This is a genomic window from Affinirhizobium helianthi (assembly GCF_042680945.1).
GTDB classification, from domain to species: domain Bacteria; phylum Pseudomonadota; class Alphaproteobacteria; order Rhizobiales; family Rhizobiaceae; genus Neorhizobium; species Neorhizobium helianthi.
Map to the genome: position 1 here is coordinate 20,280 of NZ_JBHUEQ010000012.1, position 18,532 is coordinate 38,811.

An 18,532-nucleotide genomic window follows, 5' to 3' on the forward strand; every position below is an offset into this window, starting at 1 on the left:
CCTCAGGATCAGGTGCGGCTACCGGCGATTTTCTCGGAGAGCCTGGTAACGTTTTCCTGCGCATCCCGTTCTGCCGGATAGATTGCCAGAAAGCGCTCCCAAGCCCGCAAAGCCAACTCGTCTTCGCCATTTTCCATCAGAATGGTGGCCATGCCCGCAATGGCCGGAAAGTGCCTGGCATCCCGTTGAAGAACCTGGTTGATATCAGCCATGGATTTGCGCGTGTCGCCCATCGTGTAATGCAGGGTGGCGCGGCGATTCCAGCCCTCCGTATAGGAGGGATCAAGCACGGTCACTTCATCCAGAAAGTCCAGCGCTGCGGCGTTCTTCTTTTCCGCCACGGCCTTGGCCGCCCATTGCATCAGCAGGTTGACGGTGGCGCTGCCAGAATCGTTCCAGTTGGCAATGATCTGGCTGGCAATTTCCTTGGCCTTGTCCGGATCACGCTCACGGCGAAGAGAATCGAAGAGCTGGTCCTGCCGCACTTTGGGGTCGAGGGACTGGGCCAAATCCTGCTGCGGCTTTTCAGAAGGCTCTGCCGTCGCGCTGGGGGCGCCTGGGCCGGTTGTTCCCGGGTCGCCTGGTTCAAGGGCAGGGGGCTGAGGCTCGGCCACGCGGCTTTCCTCCGCAGAAGCGGCGAGGGGGCTCAGGCAGAGCGGCAGAAGCAAGGCAGCAAAAAGAAATCGGCGCATACGGTAGGTTTAAACCGCATGCGCCGACTTTCAAACCAAAAAACACACGCTATCGACAACGTGATGCTGAGCCGCAAAGCGGCCCGTCGATATCAGCCCTGACGAGCCTTGAAGCGTGGGTTCTGCTTGTTGATGATGTAAACGCGGCCCTTGCGGCGAACCAGACGGTTATCGCGATGACGGGCCTTAAGCGCTTTAAGCGAGTTCTTGATCTTCATTGTTCTGGTCCGCGTATTGCAGGGCGCTAAAGAGCCCCGTGTCTCTGACAATCAAAAGCGCGCCATGCAGCGCGCTCTTTAGGATGGGAGGGTGGATACAGGTTCACCATGTCCCTGTCAACCGCACATGCCCTCTGCTCCAAGGGATTTCACGGCAAAAGCTGGGTTACATGCCCCATTTTTCGGCCCGGTCGTGACTCGGCCTTGCCATAAAGGTGCACCAGCACGTTGCTTTGCGAGAGCCAGCGCGGCACGTCCTGGATGTCGTCGCCGATCAGGTTCGTCATCACGCAATTGGAATGGCGTGCGGGATCCCCAAGCGGCAGGCCAGTGACGGCGCGGATATGCTGCTCGAATTGCGAAACCACGCAGGCCGCTTCCGTCCAGTGGCCGGAATTGTGCACGCGCGGCGCGATTTCATTGGCAATCAGGGTGCCATCGGCCATGACGAAGAATTCCATGCCGATCACGCCCACATAGTCCAAGCCAGCCAGCAGGCGCTGTGCTGCGGTGCGAGCAGCCTCAGCCGTCTGCTCGCCAATGCGCGCCGGCAGCGTGGAGGTGTGGAGAATGCCGTTGCGGTGAACATTCTCGGCCAGATCGAAGGCCTTGATCGTGCCATCGGTAGCGCGCGCGGCAATGACCGAGACTTCCCGTTCGAATGGTACAAAGCTTTCGAGAATCAGCGGCACGCCGCCCATGGCATCAAACGCACCAGCGCAATCCTCGGCGCTGGAGCGGAACACCCGCTGGCCTTTGCCGTCATAGCCAAGGCGGCGCGTCTTCAGCACGCCCTTGCCTTCGAAATCCGCAAGGGCCGCCTGCAGGTCCGCCTGGCTGTCGATTGCGTGGAAGCGCGCCGTTTCAATGCCGCATTGGCTAAGGAACTGCTTTTCGGTCAGCCGGTCCTGCGACACTTCCAGCGCCTTTGGCGGCGGATAGACCGGCTTGCTTTTTGCCAGAAGCTGGGCGGCGCTCACCGGCACATTCTCAAATTCATAGGTGATGACGTCGCAATATTCGGCCAGTTCCGCCAGGGCGGCCTGATCATCATAGGCCGCGACGATCTGTCGATTTGCGACCTGCGCTGCGGGACAGTCTGCCTGCGGCTCAAGAATGATGGTGCGAAAATTCAGCCGGGCTGCGGCCATGGCAAGCATGCGGCCCAGCTGGCCGCCGCCGATAATGCCAATGGTGGAAAGCGTCATGGCGCCTCGTCAATAGGATAGTCAGCCACGGACGCGGTCTGGCGTGCGCGGTATTCGTCAAGTCTGTCTGCCAGATCGGGGTCGGACAGCGCCAGAACGGCGGCTGCAAGCAGCGCTGCATTGACCGCGCCAGCGCGACCGATGGCCAGCGTGCCGACCGGGATTCCGGCGGGCATCTGCACGATGGAATAAAGGCTGTCAGTGCCAGACATCGTGCGCGATTGAACCGGCACGCCGAACACGGGCAGAGGCGTCAGGGCTGCAACCATGCCCGGCAGGTGGGCTGCGCCGCCAGCCCCTGCGATGATGACCTGGAAGCCCTCTTCGCGCGCGCCCTTGGCAAAGGCGAACATGCGGTCTGGCGTGCGATGCGCGGAGACGATCCTCGCTTCATACCCCACGTCCAGCGCATCCAGCGTATCTGCGGCATTCTTCATGGTTTCCCAGTCAGACTGGCTACCCATGATGATGGCGACCTGGGGTCTCTCCTGCGGCACGTTCTCCTCCTCCGTCACGCGATGATATCTGGAATGATCTGATCTTCCAGGCTGGTCATCTTATCCTTGATGGCGAGCTTTTTCTTCTTCATGCGCTGGATACGCAAAGCCTCGCAGCCTGTCGCGATCATGGCGTTGATGGCGGCATCGTAATCTTCGTGTTCCTGGCGCAACCGTGCCAGCGCCAGCCTGATATCCGCCTGTTCTTGATCGGCCATCGTGTCTTTCGTCCCCATTTTCAATCCGGTCTTTGTATCGCCGGGGAATGCAGGCAAGCTCCTACCACCAAACACACAGAACGACTAGTAGAGCCCACAGTAAAACTTATGGAAATGCACCCACACCGCGCCGGACCGTTAACGAGTTTCGACAGATGCTCAGGATCCCGCAAGCGCGCCGTTCCAGCGCATTGGATGCAGCCTGTAAACGACCCGGCTTGCCCTTGCCTTGTGCTGTCTAACACGCTTTGTTGCTTGTGCTGTTCTGAGGCGATCCAGGCTCACGCCAGCCTCCGCATAAGTTTATCTCTGTTTAAACAAGACCATCGATTTACCCTCGATATGTCATGATTTCGCCTTCGACAAAGCTGGCGGATCGTGTCACAATTCCTTCGCAAACCAGAAGCCATGGGCTCAAGGGGAGCTCGTGGCCGGAGAACAAAGGAAGGACGTGCCACATGACCATTCAGGCTCATATCGCATCGCTCGAGAAGAAACATGGCGCTCTTGAGGAGGAGCTCCAGTCGGTTCTTGCGTCTCCATCCTCCGATGACACTCACATTGCTGATCTGAAGCGGCGCAAACTGCGCCTGAAAGACGAATTGGAACGCCTCAAAAAGACACGGCACTGACGCAATCGCGATCGTTTATGGGTTTTGACTGATCTGCGCCGCTCTCAAGGTCCGATACCGGGGGCGGCGTTTTTGCGTCAGGCGGCCGTATCTCTTTGTCTGGCTCTCAGGCCCAGAACTGATCGAGCCAAAGGTTGAGCTTCTGAAAGCCCTTCACATTCACGCAATAGATGCGCCGCGTTCCTTCGGATGTTACCGTCACGAGGTTGCAATCCAATAGCGCCTTCAAATGTTGAGACACTGCGGGTCGGCTGATGGGAAGTCCCTCTGCGAGCTCATTGACTGTGCGCGGGGCACGCCTCAGCTCTTCCAGCAGATGACGCCGGTTCGGGTCGGCAATGGCTGCGAATGGATCGGTCGTCATGGCGGTTACGCTACGCCAAGTTGCGTTACCCGGCAAGCGATTTTGTGCAGTGCGGTATATTAGATTTATCTAAATCGGCAGCGAGTCGTAAAGCAGCTTCAATGCCGCCAGAAGGCCGAGGCCATAGGCCAGCGGATAGAAGACCTCCGGTTTCAATCGGCGAATGATCCATGCGCCTGCCAGTGTGGAGAGGAAGGCGATGGGCAGCAGAGTGAGTGAGGTGGTGAGGTTCCGGCTGTCGAGTGCGCCGAGCGCCACATAGGGAATGACCTTGACGGCATTGACGATGGCAAACAGCCGCACGCTTGCGCCCGTGTAGCGTTTCGGGTCCAGCCTGAGAGGCAATGCGTAGATCTGGAACGGCGGGCCGCCAGCATGGGCAACGAAGCTTCCATAGCCGCAGAGCGTTCCCCAGAAGAGGGCGGGGCCTCGCTTGTGCTTGCTTGGCGCGGGTGGCTGCGTCCGGCGTGGCCCATAGGTTTCCAGAAAGTAGCGCAGGGCAAACAGGATCATCGACATGGCGATGACGAAGCGAAGCGCATCGTCCGGCACATAAGCCGATGTGGCCCAGCCCAGGCCAATGCCGATGAGGCAGCCCGGCAAAAGCATCAAGAGTAACTTGCGGTCGTTGAAATGTCGCCAGGCATAGAGGGCCACCAGATCCATTGCGATCAGGATGGGAAGGAATATTGCTGCGGCGTCCACCGGGGTGACAACCAGCGCAAGCAGCGGAACGCCCATCAACGCGAAGGCGCCGCCCAGGCCGCCCTTCGACAGGCCAACCAGTGCGACAGCCGGAATTGCAGCGGCAAAAAAGATCGGATCGGGCAGCGTAAATGATAGCATGGGAGGATGACGGTTGATTGCGGGGCCTGTCCGGTCTATCGGACTCTTGGAAATAAGGCGAGGCTTGGTCGCATCAACTTGCATTTCAGCCAATGTAGATGTTGAACCAATGGCATCGCCCTTACAGCAGTCAGACGGATCGGAACAGACCATGGCACTTCCCGAAGATCGATGCAGACTTGTCCTGATTGTGCCGGATGGTGAGGATGAGGCCGCTTTGGCAGAGGAACTCGGTCACGCCCTGCGTGGCGGCGATGTCGCCTCCGTAATTATTCCGCAATACGGGCTGAACGACAGCGCCTTCCAGGCGCGGGCTGAAAAGCTGGTTCCCATTGTGCAGGCTGTGGGTGCCGCAGCCTTGATCTGCGGTGATTCCCGCATTGCCGGGCGCGTGAAAGCCGATGGTCTGCACCTGACGGGGTCGCTGGAGGAACTCGGCGAAGCCATCGAAAAGTTCACGCCGAAGCTCATCGTCGGTTCTGCCGCCGCCAAGGATCGGCATGCGGCGCTTGAAGTGGGTGAGTTGCGGCCAGATTATATTTTCTTCGGCCGCATCGATGGCGACATCAAGCCGGAGGCGCATCCCAAGAACCTGGCTCTGGCGGAATGGTGGGCCTCGATGGTCGAGATCCCCTGCATCACCATGGGTGGCACGCAGCTTGCCAGCGTGGAAGAAGTTGCCGCCACAGGCGCGGAATTTGTTGCCTTGCGTGAAGCCGTATTTTCAAATCCGGCGGGGGCTGCGGCGGCAGTTGCCGAAGCCAATGCAATTTTGGACGAAAAAGCGCCACGGTTTGACGCTTGAAGGTCGGCATGCGTCGCTCTGTCACCCACTTGATCTCATTCCGTCACGTCTGTGCGCTTTCAGCGCTCTGCCTGATTTTGCCGACTTCGCCTCTGGCACAGGGCTCGGAGCGTGCGGTCACGCGTCCTGTGGAGCAGGGGGCTGACACGCTGAAAAGGCAGGAGGATGCTCCTGATGCCGCGCAGAAGGGTGAAAGACCGACGGAGGAGGCCTATCCTTCCAGCGGCATCACGCTTTTGCAGCGCATGGGCACAACCCTGCCGCCGCTGCCGCCCGAGAAGGAATACACAGGTCCGATTGACGAAGCCTATGGCGCCTATCAGCGCGGCCTCTATCGCACCGCCCTTGAAAAAGCCCTGCCGCGCGCGGAAAAGGGCGATGCTGCCGCTCAAACGCTTGTAGCCATGATGACAATGCTGGGGCGCGGCCTTGCGCATGACGCCAAGGGCGCGGCCTTCTGGTTCAAGCAGGCGGCGGAGGGTGGCGATCCGGCTGGCATGTTCCAGTATGCGCTTATGCTCATGCAGGGGCGTGATGTTCCGCATGACAAGGCGAAAGCCGATGAATATATGCGGCGCGCCGCCGAGGCAGGCAATGGATCGGCTCAGTTCAACTGGGGCCAGATCCTGATTGCCGATAATCCCGGCGAAAAGGGCCTGAAGCTTGCTCTGCCCTTCTATGAAAAATCTGCCGAACAGGGCATTGCCGATGCGCAATATGCCGTGGCACAGCTCTATATCGCCATTCCTGATATTCCGGCGGAAAAGAAGGCAAAGGCGCGGGAATGGCTGATGCGGGCTGCGAAGGCAGGCTTCGATACGGCGCAGCTGGATATGGGCATCTGGTATGTGAATGGTGTCGGTGGACCGCGTGATTATGAGAAGGGCTTCGAGTGGTTGCGCATAGCAGCGCTTCGCGGCAATGTCGTCGCGCAGAACAAGCTTGCCCATCTCTACATCAATGCACTTGGTACGAGGCCGGATCCTGTCGAGGCGGCCAAATGGTATGTTCTGTCCCGGCGCGCGGGCCTGCCTGACCCGCTTCTTGAGGATTTCTATCTGGGTATCAACGAGGAGCAGCAGAAAAAGGCGATCGATGCCGCTAACCGTTTTCGCCGTGGCTGACGGCGCAATGGCTCTTGCGACTTGAATTTCCCCTGATTTTGTGGTTCTGAACCCGCCTATTCACGAAAAGACGTATGCACAGGTCCCCTGATGGATTGGGGACACTCGCCCTTATCCCAAGGATTCCCAGATGGCCCGTTCTGCTCTTCTTAATGTCATGGTTCAGGCTGCCCTCAAGGCAGGCAAGTCGCTTTCGCGCGATTTCGGCGAAGTTCAGAACTTGCAGGTCTCGGTGAAGGGGCCGAGCGATTTCGTTTCCCAAGCGGATCTGAAGGCGGAAAAGATCGTCTATGACGAGCTGATGAAGGCGCGCCCCACCTATGGCTTCCTCGGTGAAGAAAGCCAGGAGGAGAAGGGAACGGACGGTTCGCACCGCTGGATCGTCGATCCGCTGGATGGCACCACCAACTTCCTGCATGGTATTCCGCAATTTGCCGTGTCCATCGCGCTTGAGCGCAACGGCGAGATTGTCGCCGGTGTGATCTTCAATCCTGCGACAGATGAGCTTTTCACTGCGGAAAAGGGCGGCGGCGCCTTCCTAAACGACCGCCGCATTCGCGTTGCGGCCCGCCGTGTCCTGTCCGATTGCGTGATCGGCAGCGGCGTTCCGCATCTGGGCCGTGGCAATCATGGCAAGTTCCTGGTGGAGCTTCGCCATGTCATGGGCGAAGTGGCAGGTGTTCGCCGCTTCGGCGCAGCAGCACTCGATCTTGCCTATGTGGCTGCCGGTCGCCTGGATGGATTCTGGGAAGTGGATCTCTCGCCGTGGGATATCGCCGCTGGCCTGATCCTGATCCGCGAGGCGGGCGGTTTCACCTCCAGCATGAGCGGTGGCACGGATATCTTTGACCACCGCAGCGTCGTGGCGGGCAATGAACTGATTCACAAGCAATTGCTGGAAGTGGTCAACCGCCCGATTCCCAGCCGCTGAGCTTGGAACCGCAAACCGGGATGGGGCGCATGCTGCCTCTTCCGGCTTGATACATGGTGTGCAGAAGAAGTTCTCACCCAAAGGCTGTCCTCAAGGGCAGCCTTTTGCTTGATGGAGATGAAGCCGCCAGCCCGGTCTTTCGGCGAACGCGCTGAATTTCCGCAGATTTCCGAGGCGGTATCACTTCAATTCGTCCCATTTTTGCACTAGCGTCCCGCCACAGGTCGAAAACGAGGTTGCGTGCATATGGCGAACGATACCCTTGAAGATGTGAACGGGGCAGAACTGGCGCCACGCCACCATGGCTACAAGCTGTCGAACCCCGGCTCCGTCATCTGGACCATGGTGATATTCCTCATCATTGTCGGCTTCATCACCGCCATTCTCTACCGTCAGGCGCACACTGCATTCATGGCAAATCCCGGCCTGAACGGGCTTATTCTCGGTGTTCTCGCGATCGGGATCGTGCTGATTTTCACCCAGGTCGTCAGCCTCATTCCGGAGGTCCGCTGGTTCAATTCCTTTCGCGCCGCAGGCAGTGCCGATCGGGTTGGCCGCGATCCGAAGCTTCTCGCGCCCATGCGCGCGCTGCTTGGCCGCCGTCAGCGGGTGGCCCTGTCTGCCAATGTCTTGCGCTCGATTCTCGATTCGATCGGCACGCGGCTGGATGAATCGCGCGATACCTCGCGCTATCTCATCGGGCTGCTTGTCTTTCTCGGCCTGCTTGGCACATTCTGGGGCCTGATCGGCACCATTGGCTCGATCAGCGATGTCATCCAGGGGCTTGATCCGAATTCCGGCAGCAACACGGATATTCTCAGCACGCTCAAGAGCGGACTGACAGCGCCTCTTTCTGGCATGGGTACGGCCTTTTCCTCGTCGCTGCTCGGCCTTTCCGGTTCGCTTATCCTTGGCTTCCTCGATTTGCAGGCAGGGCGCGCACAGAACAGGTTCTATACGGAGCTGGAAAACTGGTTGTCGTCCGTGACCGAAGTTGAAAGCGACCTTCCTGCAGGTGAGGCGGTTTCCGGAAACACAGCCGACGAGCTGCGCCGCGTTGTGGAGCAGTTGCGCAAGCTTGCGGCCCAACAGAGCAAGGCAGATGGGGCCGGGCAGGCGGAGCGCTCCACCGCTGCCATGAGCCAGTTGGCGGAAAGTATTCAGGGCCTTGTGAAAAACATGCGCAATGAGCAGCAGATGCTGCGCGACTGGATCGAGGCCCAGCAGGAAGAAGCAAAGGCCATGCGCCGCGCGCTGGATCGCCTGTCCGACCGGATCGGGGAGAAGTAGACGATGGCGCTTGGCCGCAACAGGCGCCGTGAACGCGGCGTCGATTACTGGCCGGGTTTCGTTGACGCGTTGTCGACGCTGCTTTTGGCCATCATGTTCCTGCTTACGGTCTTCGTTCTGGCCCAGTTCATCCTCGGGCGGGAGATTACCGGCCGAGATGAGGTTCTGAACCGTCTGAACAGCCAGATCGCCGAGCTGACTGAATTGCTGGCTCTGGAAAAAAGCGGCAAGCAGGATGTGGAAGACACGCTTGCCAATCTTCAGGCGTCGCTTTCAGCATCCGAGACGGAACGCTCGCGCCTGCAGGCGCTTCTCGACAAGGGTGCAGGTGCCAGCGATAGCGCCAATGCGCGCATTGGTGCGCTGACGGAGAAGCTCAACGAGGAACAGCAGGTCAGTGCCCGTGCCATGAGCCAGGTGGAACTGCTGAACCAACAGATTGCCGCGCTGCGGGCGCAGATTGCAGCCGTAGAGGCCGCACTTCAGGCGTCGGAAGCCAAGGACCAGAACTCGCAAGCCAAGATTGCCGATCTCGGCAGGCGGCTGAACGTGGCTCTGGCACAGCGGGTTCAGGAGCTGAACCGCTACCGTTCCGATTTCTTCGGGCGGCTTCGCGAAATCCTGTCGGACCGCGAAAACATCCGTATCGTGGGTGACCGCTTCGTCTTCCAATCGGAAGTGCTCTTTCCCGTCGGCGGTTCTGAACTGGACGATGCAGGGCGCGCGGAGATGGATAAGCTCGCCACGGCACTTCTGCAGCTTGCGCAGGAAATTCCGCCGGAAATCAACTGGGTGCTGCGGGTGGATGGCCACACGGACAATGCGCCCTTGAGCGGTGCCGGCCGTTACCGCGATAACTGGGAGCTTTCATCCGCACGCGCCACCTCTGTCGTCAAATACCTGATTTCCAAGGGGGTTCCAGCCAATCGTCTGGTGGCTGCGGGCTTTGGGGAATATCAGCCCATTGCCGAAGGTGACAGCCCGGAAGCGCGGTCGCAGAACCGCCGTATCGAGCTGAAATTGACGGAGCGCTGATGGTTCAGCGCCCCGTCTCCGGGTTCTCAAGCCTGATCAATCGAGCGATACATTGGCGCTTTTGACCACGGGCTGCCACTTGGCAAGCTCTGCCTTCACGTGTTCGCCCAGGGCTTCCGGCGTGGAGGCCACTATGGTTGCGCTGAATTCCTTCATGCGTTCCGCCACTGCCGGTGAGGCAAGGGCTGCCTTGGCTGCGGCATTCAGCCGGTCGATTATGGGCTTGGGCGTGCCAGCCGGGGCAAACAGCGCATTCCACGTATAGGTCTCGTAACCGGGAATGCCGGCTTCCGCCATGGTCGGTACATCCGGGAAGGAAGGCGCCCGCTCCGCGGTCGTCACGGCCAATGCTCTCAACGTGCCAGCCTTGATGTGGCTGGAGGAGGAGGGCAGGTTATCGAACATGATCGGCACCTGGTTGCCGATAAGATCGTTCAAGGCGGGACCGGACCCCTTATAGGGAACATGCTGCATCTTCACGCCCGCCATGGAGTTGAACAACTCGCCCGAGAGGTGGAGCGGCGTGCCGTTGCCGGATGAAGCATAGCTGTATTTTTCCGGCTCTGCTTTCAGCAGTGCCAGAAGCTCCTTTACGTTCTTGGCGGGAAGCTCAGGGTTCACCACCAGCACATTCGGCACCACGACAAGTAGCGAAACCGGGGCGAAATCCTTTTCGGCATCGTAAGGCTTTGCCTTCAGCATCAACGGGTTCAGCGCATGGGTGGCAACAGTGCCCATCAGGATGGTGTAGCCATCCGGCTCCGAGCGCGCCACATTGGCGGCACCCAGGCTGCCGCCTGCGCCCGCGACGTTCTGTATGATGACCTGCTGGCCAAGATCGGCGGACATTCGTTCCGCAATGACACGCGCCACGACATCCGTGGAGCCGCCAGCCGCAAACGGAACCACCAGAGTGATTGTGTTTTCCGGATATTCCGCCAGGGCAGGTGACGCGGCAAACAAGCCCGCCACGGCACAGGCCGCCAAAAGTTTCCTGATCAGTTTCATGTGCATCTCCTCCGCAACCATGATTCCCGGCAGGTGCGGTTCCTCCTTCGCCCCGGCCAGACCGAGGCGATTGTTGGCGCGACAGACGCCAAGACAACCGATTTGCGCTGGCGTAGGTCTGGATGCCCGCGAAGGTCGGCGGATATGGGTGGAAAGGCACCCAATCATGGCTGTGCGATGGGTGGAAATCCGCCCACGGCGCAGGGATTTACTGGGCTGCGATAGAGGCTGTTTGGCCAGCCTCGAATTGCAGCCGGGCAAGGCTTGCATAAAGCCCGCCCTGACTGACCAGTTGCTGGTGGGTTCCTTCCTCGACAATCATTCCGTTATCCATCACGAGAATACGGTCTGCCTTGAGGATCGTGGCGAGACGATGAGCGATGACAATGGTTGTGCGGTCGCGCATCAGCCCATCCAGTGCCTTTTGCACCAGCGTTTCGCTTTCTGCATCGAGTGCCGAGGTTGCCTCATCCAGAAGCAGGACGGGCGCATTTTTGAGAATGGCGCGGGCAATGGCAATGCGCTGGCGCTGGCCGCCGGACAGCGTCACGCCCCGTTCGCCCGCCATCGTATCGTAACCCCGTTCGAGGCGGGAAATGAACTCGTCTGCCTGGGCGGCAATGGCAGCCTGACGAACGGCTTCACGGCTGGCATCGGGCTGACCGAAGGCAATATTGTCGTGGATGGAGGCGGCAAAAATCGTCACATCCTGCGGCACGATGGCCAGACGGCTGCGAAGATCGGCCAGCCTTGCTTGACGCAGATCGATTCCGTCCAACCGGATGGAGCCAGCCTGAGGATCGTAGAAGCGCATCAGAAGAGAAAGGACCGTGCTCTTTCCGGCGCCGGAAGGTCCGACGATAGCGACCGTTTCACCAGCCCGAACGTGGAAGGAAAGGCCGTGGAGCGCGGGCGCATTGGTTCTGGTCGGATACATAAACTCCACCGCGTCGAAGCTGACTTCGCCGCGTGCGGGGGCGGGCAGGGGAAGCGGGCTCTCGGGATCGCGGATGGCAGGCACTTCGCGCAGAAGCTCTGTCAGCCGCTCGGCGGCGCCGCCCGCCTGCGACAGATCTCCCCAGACTTCCGAAAGCTGGCCGAGGGAACTGGCGGCGATGACGGAATAGAGTACGAACTGGCCAAGCGTTCCGGCTGTCAGTGTTCCGGCAAGCACGCTTTGCGCGCCGTACCACAGCACACCGACAATACTGCCAAATACCATCAGAATAGCAAAACCCGTGAGGAAGGCGCGCGAACGAATGGCAACGCGGGCGGCGTCATAGGCGTCTTCCACGGTCGAGGTATAGCGCGCTGTGGCGGCCGCTTCCGCGCCGAAGGACTGAACGGTGCGATTGGCGGAAATGGTCTCCGAGGCAAAAGCCGAGGTGGCCGCGAGCGTATCCTGTGCGGCACGGGCGCGGCGGCGCACTGAGCGACCGAAGCCGACAAGCGGGAAGACAATGAGCGGAATGGCACCCAGCACCAGCAGGGAGAGCTTGGGACTGGTGAGAATCATCATCACCATGGCGCCAAGACAGAGAATGGTATTGCGCAGGGCCTGCGAGGCTGCAGAGCCGAAGGCGGATTTGATCTGTGTCGTATCCGCCGTCAATCGGGAGACGATCTCGCCGGACTGGTTTACATCGAAGAAGGAGGGAGACAGCGAGGTGACGCGGGCAAAGACTTCACCGCGCAGATCCGCCACCACGCGTTCGCCGATGGTGATGACATAATAATAGCGCATGGCGCTGGATACGGCGAGCAGGCAGGCGAGGCCTAGCAACATGCCGAAATAGCTATTGATGAAGGTCGTGTCCGAGGCTGCAAAACCGTGATCGATCATGCGTCGGACGGCAAGCGGCAGGATGAGCGTCGTAATGGCCGCCAGGGTCAGGAAAAGGCCAGCCGCCGCAACCATCGCCTTGTAGCGCAGCACATAGGGCATGAGCCGCAGCAGAGGCTGTGGGGAACGGCGCGTCTTCTCAGCTTTCATCTGCAATTCCGTCTTGGCTGCCGTAAAACAGTCATTGTGGGCTGCTTTGCGGGTACTTGTGCTTTTGAAGACCTTCCTGTATAGGCTCCGCATCGAATTGGGAAGCCGTGGCCTCCGGGTGCACGGCTTCATTACGGAATAGGGTCGCTCGCTGCAATTGCGACAAAAAGACCCCGCACAGCAGGAAGAGTGTCATGAAGGCCAATATTCATCCCGACTATCACAAGATCAAGGTCGTCATGACCGACGGCACCGAGTACGAAACCTTCTCGACCTGGGGTTCGGAAGGCGCGGTCATGAACCTGGAAATCGACTCCAAGTCGCACCCGGCATGGACCGGCGGCAACCAGCAGCTTATGGACCGCGGCGGCCGCGTTTCCAAGTTCAACAAGCGCTTCGGCGGCCTCGGCCTCTGATTGCATGCCGGATTCGGTCCGGCATTCTGACGATACCGCACCGCCCGAACCCAAGGTCCGGGCGGTTTTTCTTTGACTGGTGGCGCTCTCCGCAAGGTGCGCCGGAAGATCGAGTTCCTCCATGCTATCTCTGCTTCGTCTCTCCCTGAGGCCGCTTGCTGCGGCGGCTGCGCTCATTCTTTCTACAGCGGCAGCGCTTGCCGATCAGGCGAGCATGGTCATCGATGTGAAGACGGGTGCCGTTCTGGAAGCAGAGCGCGCGTCCGAGCTGCATTATCCCGCCTCGCTGACCAAGATGATGACACTCTACATCACCTTTGAGGCGTTGCATTCCGGCAAGCTGAAATGGACCGACCGCATCACCATTTCCGAGAATGCAAACAACAAGGAGCCCTTCAAGTTTGCCATCGGAGCGGGAAATACGATCAGCGTTCGCGAGGCCGTGGAGGGAATGATTGTCATCTCCGCCAATGACGCCGCTGTTGCGATGGGTGAGCACTTCGCCGGAAGCGAGGAAGGTTTCGGCCAGATGATGACCGCCAAGGCACGGGCGCTTGGTATGAAGGATACGGTTTTCCGCAACCCTGCCGGTCTGCCGGATCCGCAGCAAGTCACGACGGCGGCTGACATGGCCATACTCGGCATGGCGCTGATGCGGGATTTTCCCGAGGAGTTCAAGATGTTCTCCGCCCGCACAATCACCTTCCGCAGCATGAAGATTCGCGGCCATAACGGCGTGCTGAACACCTATCCGGGCGCAAGCGGCATCAAGACAGGCTATACGGATGCCTCCGGCTACAACCTCGTGACCTCTGTGGAGCGGGGAGGGCGCAGCCTGGTCGGCGTGGTGCTGGGTGGCAAGACCGCGCAACAGCGCGATGAGACCATGAAGGCACTGCTTGACCGCTACCTTCCGGCAGCGCCAGTCGTTGCGGAAAAGAAGCCGGGCGCAAAGATTGCAGAGCCTGTTGCCAGAGCTGCGACTGTGACGACCACTGCCGCGCAGCCCTGAACTTAGGGGCATCCCAAAAGACAAGGCCGCCGAAACATTGTTTCGGCGGCCTTTTGATATGTATCGCGATAAACGGCTGAAGCGTTACAGGCGCATCTGAATAGAGGGCGAATTGCTTGTCTATTCGTTTGGACGTTGTAAGCAGACAAGACCGCCGGGGCGGTCTTGCTGACTATGTTTTAGTTCGTGAAGGCGGTGCGCAGCAGATCCAGTTGCGCGCGAACGCTGTTCTCGTTGTCCGGCACGATTGCTTCCTGCGGGCGGTAGATTTCGCGATCCAGCAGGGAAACGCGGTTCTGCAGGCGCAGAGAGCGCTCTACCAGTTCGCGGAATGCTTCCGGCAGATCGCCCCAGCCCGGTGCCATGCGATCGACGTTGAAACCATCAAGACGAACCTTGTTCTTCTCGGCGAGAACCTGGTCATAGCTCATCTCGCCGTTGTTCACGGCCCGCTGAAGCAGCAGCCAGGAAGCCATCTGCATGAGGCGCGTGGTCAGGCGCATGGATTCTGCGGCGTAAAGAACCGTTGCATTGCGCGGCAGAACCTTCGAGGCTGCGCGACCCGGCCCATCGAGATAGGCAGCGGTTTCTTCAACGAGGGACATGCCTTCCGTGTAGAGCGCCTTGAACTGCGAAGAGCTAGCGGCGCGGCCCGCGAAACTGACGGTATTCAATACCTGTTCTGACATCGAGATAATCCTGCTAACGCATCCACTTGATCAGGCAATGACGGAAACCCTTCAAAGGTTCCGCTGTCTTGATTTCATGACCAGAAGATGATGGCAGTAGCTCAATTCCGCAAGCCGTTTCTTAAAGAAAGGTTAATTCCCACAGTTTACACAGGGTGAGCAAAAAAAAGAGCCGCGGGAGCGGCTCTCAAGGTAAAACAGGGAGAATCAGACCAATTCGCCGATAGGAGAAACCGTCTGAGTCCAGGAAGCCCGGACATCCCTATCATTACCGAAAATGCTTAATGGATGGTTAATGGGTTCACACGAAGTATAACTTCTTCGTGTGATCTTAACCTATTCTGATACGCGGAGGGCATATCCGATGTGTAGCCGCAGTTGATTCGTACGTTGGATGACGAAGATTTGACTTCATCCTGCGTGTTTCCTGCTTGGGATAAAGTGTCCATGCGCCAAGCTTTGCCCGGCGCAAACCGGTTGGGGCGAATCAGCGTTTGAAGAAGCTTTCGGCTGCGGCACGGCCTGCATCCTTGCGCGCACGTTCCTGTTTCAAACGCTCTATCTCATCTTCCAGCAGGGCAACGCGCCGATCCAGTTCATCGGCGGAAAGCTGCGAAATGTCGCAGCCAATCTCATGCGTGCTGACCTTTTTGGGCCGGTCGTCATCGAAGAGGCTCATGGCTTCAACTCCTGTCAGCGCCAGAAATCCGGAATTGTTTCCGCAAGACGTGGCCCAAGCCGCAGCGGCGCAATCTTTTCAGCAAGGCCGGTCGAATCGGAAATCTCCACGCCAACGCCGCAGATCGTGGCCGGGCCGCTTGCAGCCTCGAAACGACCCTTCGGCATTTTGGAAATGAAGCGGTTGAGGGGCTCTTCCTTTTCCATTCCGAGGGAGGAGTCGTAATCGCCGCACATGCCAGCATCCGACATATAGGCTGTTCCGCCGTTCAGGATCTGATGATCGGCGGTCGGGACATGCGTATGGGTGCCGACAACGAAGCTGGCGCGGCCATCGACAAAATGCCCGAAGCACTGTTTCTCGCTCGTCGCTTCCGCGTGGAAGTCGAAGATAATGGCATCTGCCTGCTCCTTCAGCGGGCATGCATCCAGAATGGCTTCCGCGCTTTTGAAGGGATCGTCGAGTTCCGGATGCATGAAAACCCGGCCCATAATGTTGGAAACCAGCACTCTGGCCCCGTTCCGTGCATAGAACAGCCCGGAGCCGCGTCCGGGGGTTCCGGCAGGGTAATTGGCCGGACGCAGGAACTGATCGTGCCGACCGGCAAAGGCCACGGCATCCTTCTGGTCCCAGACGTGATTGCCGGTGGTGACGACATCCGCCCCGGCATTGATGGTTTCGAGGAAGATATCTTCGGTGATCCCGAAGCCTCCGGCCGCATTCTCGCCATTCACGATGACGAAATCCAGCTTGAGGTCGGAAATCAGGCCCGGCAGGCGGTCCCAGACGGCAGTGCGTCCTGTCTTGCCAACCATATCGCCCAGAAAAAGAAGTCGCATGCCAATCCGTTCAGCTGTTGAAGCGTCTCAGGCCGCTTTCAGTCAGAACAGCGTGCAGACGCATATCGTGGGGTTCTGCGGGTACTGATGCCACTTCCTGACAATCGAAGGCAATGCCGATCAACCGTGGAGAGAAGCCTTTCCTGTGCAAACGCTCGATTGCCCGGTCGTAATAGCCGCCACCATAGCCTATTCGCTGGCCCTCGGCATCGAAGCCGGCAAGCGGCACAAGCATGACGGACGGATCAAGCTCGGCGCAATCCGGTCCGGGGCCGAAGGTGCCGAAACCCATGGGGATCAGCTCCCGATCCGTTCTCAGTTCGCGAAAAACGATGGTGGTCTTGTCGAGAATGACCGGCAGGCAGAGCAGGGTGCCCTTCGCCTTGAGGCCGGACATCAGCGGGCGAATATCGGCCTCGGAGCGGATAGGGGTGAAGCCGGACACGATCTCACCCGGCTCGATTTCAACCGCAGACAAGCCATGATCGGCAATGGCTAGGCTTTTATCGATCCGTTCCTGCGCGGGCAGACGGTCACGTGCAGCGAGGCATTCAGCACGAAGTCTGGCCTTTTGCTGCGCCCTGTCGGTCATGCCGCTTCCTGAACCTTTTGAACAAGAAGCTTGTCGATGCGTCGGCCATCCAGATCGATGACCTCGAAGCACCAGCCATTCCAATGGAACTGCTCGCCCAGTTCGGGCAGATGTTTCAACTCGTCCAGCACAAAGCCCGCCACGGTTTCGTAGTCCGGGTCTTCCTTCATCGAGAAGCCCATCTGGTGTGCGAACTCATCCACCGGCATCCAGCCTGCAACAAGGAAGGATCCATCCTCGCGCTGAACGATGGCCGGTTCTTCCACCTCGTCCTCCTGGAAAACGCCGGTAATGGCTTCCAGAATATCGCCCGAGGTGATGATGCCCTCGAAGTGGCCGTACTCGTCATAGACAAGAACCATGTGGGCATTGGTCTTGCGCAGGGCCTGGATAACATCCAGCGCGCCGGTCAGGTCGGATACCACCGGGGCCTCGCGCATTCTGGCGCGAATGTCGGGATCCTTGCCCTCCATCATCGTCTCATAGACGTCCTTCACGAACAGAACGCCCAGAATTTCATCGGAAGAGCCATTGCGAACCGGCAGGCGGGAGCGCTGGGTTGTGCGCAACTGCGTGCGAATTTCCTCAAGGTCATCCTCGATATCGATGACTTCGACATCGCGACGCGGCGTCATCAGGCCGCGTGCCGTACGGTCGGCAAGACGCATGACGCCCGAAATCATCGCCGACTCTTCGGTCTCGATCACACCGGCAATTTGCGCTTCGGCGAGAACGGTGCGGATCTCTTCATCCGTCATCTTTTCTTCTGCATCGCCCTTCTGGCCCAGCAGTGCCAGCACCGCCTGGCCGGATGCATCCAGAAGCCAGACCAGCGGAAGCGCCAGTTTTGACAAAAGCACCATCATGGGCGCCACGCGAGCGGCGACCGCTTCCGGCGCACGAAGAGCGATCTGCTTCGGAACCAGTTCGCCTACGATCAGCGACAGGTAGGTGATGGCAACGACCACCGAGCCAACGCCCAGGCCATCGGCCCAGCCTTGCGGAAGTCCTTGCTCAAGAAGCCATGCGGAAAGGCGCGCACCAAGTGTCGCGCCGGAAAAGGCACCGGAAAGGACGCCGACGAGCGTGATGCCGATCTGGACTGTGGAGAGGAAGCGGCCGGGATCATCCGCCAGTTTCATCGCCAGGCCAGCGCCGCGATTCCCCTGATCAGACATGACCTTCAGGCGCATGGGGCGAGCCGACACGACAGCCAGTTCCGACATGGCGAGAACGCCGTTCAGAATGGTTAGAAGAATGACAATCGATATTTCAGTTAACAAGAGACGCTCATGTGTTTCGCCAGGGACCTCGACCGCCTCAAAAAAAGCACGGCTATCCCGGATCAGCTCGAAAAGCCGGCCAACCCTGCCGCGCCAACACAAAATGAACCAATAAGTTCCCTTTCGTGATGCCGGCTGACGTTATGAGGGCGATCTTACAG

22 protein-coding genes are annotated in these 18,532 nt (G+C 59.3%); 8 read left to right on the forward strand and 14 right to left on the reverse strand.

What is annotated here, in order from left to right; translation table 11 throughout:
- Positions 1-8 precede the first annotated feature (8 nt).
- The 5 genes from ACFSE1_RS06990 to ACFSE1_RS07010 form a co-directional block, all read right to left on the reverse strand.
- Complete coding sequence (locus ACFSE1_RS06990; protein ID WP_377398417.1) at positions 9-692, reverse strand: tetratricopeptide repeat protein; 684 nt, start codon at positions 690-692, stop codon at positions 9-11.
- 92 nt (positions 693-784) lie between these two features.
- Positions 785-910 carry a type B 50S ribosomal protein L36 gene (gene ykgO / locus ACFSE1_RS06995; protein ID WP_003497670.1) on the reverse strand — a complete coding sequence of 42 codons (126 nt, stop codon included), beginning with the start codon at positions 908-910 and terminating at the stop codon, positions 785-787.
- Between the two features lie 149 nt (positions 911-1,059).
- A complete protein-coding gene (locus ACFSE1_RS07000) occupies positions 1,060-2,118 on the reverse strand; it encodes a 5-(carboxyamino)imidazole ribonucleotide synthase (RefSeq protein ID WP_377398420.1) in 1,059 nt (352 codons plus the stop codon).
- A complete protein-coding gene (purE, locus tag ACFSE1_RS07005) occupies positions 2,115-2,615 on the reverse strand; it encodes a 5-(carboxyamino)imidazole ribonucleotide mutase (RefSeq protein ID WP_377398423.1) in 501 nt (166 codons plus the stop codon). Before purE ends, ACFSE1_RS07000 begins: the two co-directional genes overlap by 4 nt.
- Positions 2,616-2,629: 14 nt before the next feature.
- Positions 2,630-2,833 carry a YdcH family protein gene (locus ACFSE1_RS07010; protein WP_377398426.1) on the reverse strand — a complete coding sequence of 68 codons (204 nt, stop codon included), beginning with the start codon at positions 2,831-2,833 and terminating at the stop codon, positions 2,630-2,632.
- Positions 2,834-3,291: 458 nt separating this feature from the next.
- Between ACFSE1_RS07010 and ACFSE1_RS07015 the strand changes: the two genes are divergently transcribed.
- Positions 3,292-3,465 (forward strand): YdcH family protein, encoded by a 174-nt coding sequence (locus ACFSE1_RS07015; RefSeq protein WP_377398429.1) that lies wholly within the window; start codon positions 3,292-3,294, stop codon positions 3,463-3,465.
- Between the two features lie 106 nt (positions 3,466-3,571).
- Here ACFSE1_RS07015 and ACFSE1_RS07020 read toward each other — a convergent pair whose 3' ends face one another.
- Positions 3,572-3,829 carry an ArsR/SmtB family transcription factor gene (locus ACFSE1_RS07020; RefSeq protein ID WP_377398432.1) on the reverse strand — a complete coding sequence of 86 codons (258 nt, stop codon included), beginning with the start codon at positions 3,827-3,829 and terminating at the stop codon, positions 3,572-3,574.
- Positions 3,830-3,898: 69 nt separating this feature from the next.
- On the reverse strand, positions 3,899-4,675 hold the full coding sequence (locus ACFSE1_RS07025; RefSeq protein WP_377398435.1) for a sulfite exporter TauE/SafE family protein: 777 nt from the start codon (positions 4,673-4,675) through the stop codon (positions 3,899-3,901).
- A gap of 151 nt (positions 4,676-4,826) precedes the next feature.
- On the opposite strand from ACFSE1_RS07025, the gene ACFSE1_RS07030 reads away from it, so the two are divergent.
- The 5 genes from ACFSE1_RS07030 (at position 4,827) to ACFSE1_RS07050 (ending at position 9,860) form a co-directional block, all read left to right on the forward strand.
- Positions 4,827-5,480, forward strand: coding sequence for a thiamine phosphate synthase (locus ACFSE1_RS07030; protein ID WP_377398438.1), 654 nt, complete (start codon positions 4,827-4,829; stop codon positions 5,478-5,480).
- Between the two features lie 8 nt (positions 5,481-5,488).
- Positions 5,489-6,604, forward strand: a complete 1,116-nt coding sequence (locus tag ACFSE1_RS07035; RefSeq protein WP_377398441.1) for a tetratricopeptide repeat protein — start codon at positions 5,489-5,491, stop codon at positions 6,602-6,604.
- Between the two features lie 130 nt (positions 6,605-6,734).
- The gene (locus ACFSE1_RS07040; protein ID WP_377398444.1) at positions 6,735-7,535 is read left to right on the forward strand and encodes an inositol monophosphatase family protein; all 801 of its coding nucleotides are present in this window, start codon (positions 6,735-6,737) and stop codon (positions 7,533-7,535) included.
- Positions 7,536-7,781: 246 nt separating this feature from the next.
- On the forward strand, positions 7,782-8,825 hold the full coding sequence (locus ACFSE1_RS07045) for a flagellar motor protein MotA (RefSeq protein WP_377398447.1): 1,044 nt from the start codon (positions 7,782-7,784) through the stop codon (positions 8,823-8,825).
- Between the two features lie 3 nt (positions 8,826-8,828).
- Positions 8,829-9,860, forward strand: a complete 1,032-nt coding sequence (locus tag ACFSE1_RS07050; RefSeq protein WP_377398450.1) for a peptidoglycan -binding protein — start codon at positions 8,829-8,831, stop codon at positions 9,858-9,860.
- Between the two features lie 36 nt (positions 9,861-9,896).
- Here ACFSE1_RS07050 and ACFSE1_RS07055 read toward each other — a convergent pair whose 3' ends face one another.
- Together ACFSE1_RS07055 and ACFSE1_RS07060 are read right to left on the reverse strand one after the other, a co-directional pair.
- Positions 9,897-10,868, reverse strand: coding sequence for a Bug family tripartite tricarboxylate transporter substrate binding protein (locus tag ACFSE1_RS07055; RefSeq protein WP_377398453.1), 972 nt, complete (start codon positions 10,866-10,868; stop codon positions 9,897-9,899).
- Positions 10,869-11,076: 208 nt separating this feature from the next.
- Positions 11,077-12,861 carry an ABC transporter transmembrane domain-containing protein gene (locus ACFSE1_RS07060; protein WP_377398456.1) on the reverse strand — a complete coding sequence of 595 codons (1,785 nt, stop codon included), beginning with the start codon at positions 12,859-12,861 and terminating at the stop codon, positions 11,077-11,079.
- Positions 12,862-13,055: 194 nt separating this feature from the next.
- Between ACFSE1_RS07060 and rpmE the strand changes: the two genes are divergently transcribed.
- Both rpmE and ACFSE1_RS07070 read left to right on the forward strand, forming a co-directional pair.
- On the forward strand, positions 13,056-13,277 hold the full coding sequence (gene rpmE / locus ACFSE1_RS07065; protein WP_165217843.1) for a 50S ribosomal protein L31: 222 nt from the start codon (positions 13,056-13,058) through the stop codon (positions 13,275-13,277).
- Positions 13,278-13,407: 130 nt separating this feature from the next.
- The gene (locus ACFSE1_RS07070) at positions 13,408-14,289 is read left to right on the forward strand and encodes a D-alanyl-D-alanine carboxypeptidase family protein (protein WP_377398593.1); all 882 of its coding nucleotides are present in this window, start codon (positions 13,408-13,410) and stop codon (positions 14,287-14,289) included.
- 179 nt (positions 14,290-14,468) lie between these two features.
- Here the strand turns inward: ACFSE1_RS07070 and rcdA are convergent, their stop codons facing one another.
- The 5 genes from rcdA to ACFSE1_RS07095 form a co-directional block, all read right to left on the reverse strand.
- A complete protein-coding gene (gene rcdA, locus ACFSE1_RS07075) occupies positions 14,469-14,978 on the reverse strand; it encodes a protease adaptor protein RcdA (RefSeq protein ID WP_377398459.1) in 510 nt (169 codons plus the stop codon).
- 487 nt (positions 14,979-15,465) lie between these two features.
- Positions 15,466-15,657, reverse strand: coding sequence for a DUF1192 domain-containing protein (locus ACFSE1_RS07080; RefSeq protein WP_377398462.1), 192 nt, complete (start codon positions 15,655-15,657; stop codon positions 15,466-15,468).
- Positions 15,658-15,671: 14 nt separating this feature from the next.
- Positions 15,672-16,496, reverse strand: coding sequence for a TIGR00282 family metallophosphoesterase (locus tag ACFSE1_RS07085; protein WP_377398465.1), 825 nt, complete (start codon positions 16,494-16,496; stop codon positions 15,672-15,674).
- Between the two features lie 10 nt (positions 16,497-16,506).
- On the reverse strand, positions 16,507-17,088 hold the full coding sequence (locus ACFSE1_RS07090; protein WP_377398468.1) for a 5-formyltetrahydrofolate cyclo-ligase: 582 nt from the start codon (positions 17,086-17,088) through the stop codon (positions 16,507-16,509).
- A complete protein-coding gene (locus ACFSE1_RS07095; RefSeq protein WP_377398471.1) occupies positions 17,085-18,371 on the reverse strand; it encodes a hemolysin family protein in 1,287 nt (428 codons plus the stop codon). Before ACFSE1_RS07095 ends, ACFSE1_RS07090 begins: the two co-directional genes overlap by 4 nt.
- Between the last annotated feature and the right edge of the window lie 161 nt (positions 18,372-18,532).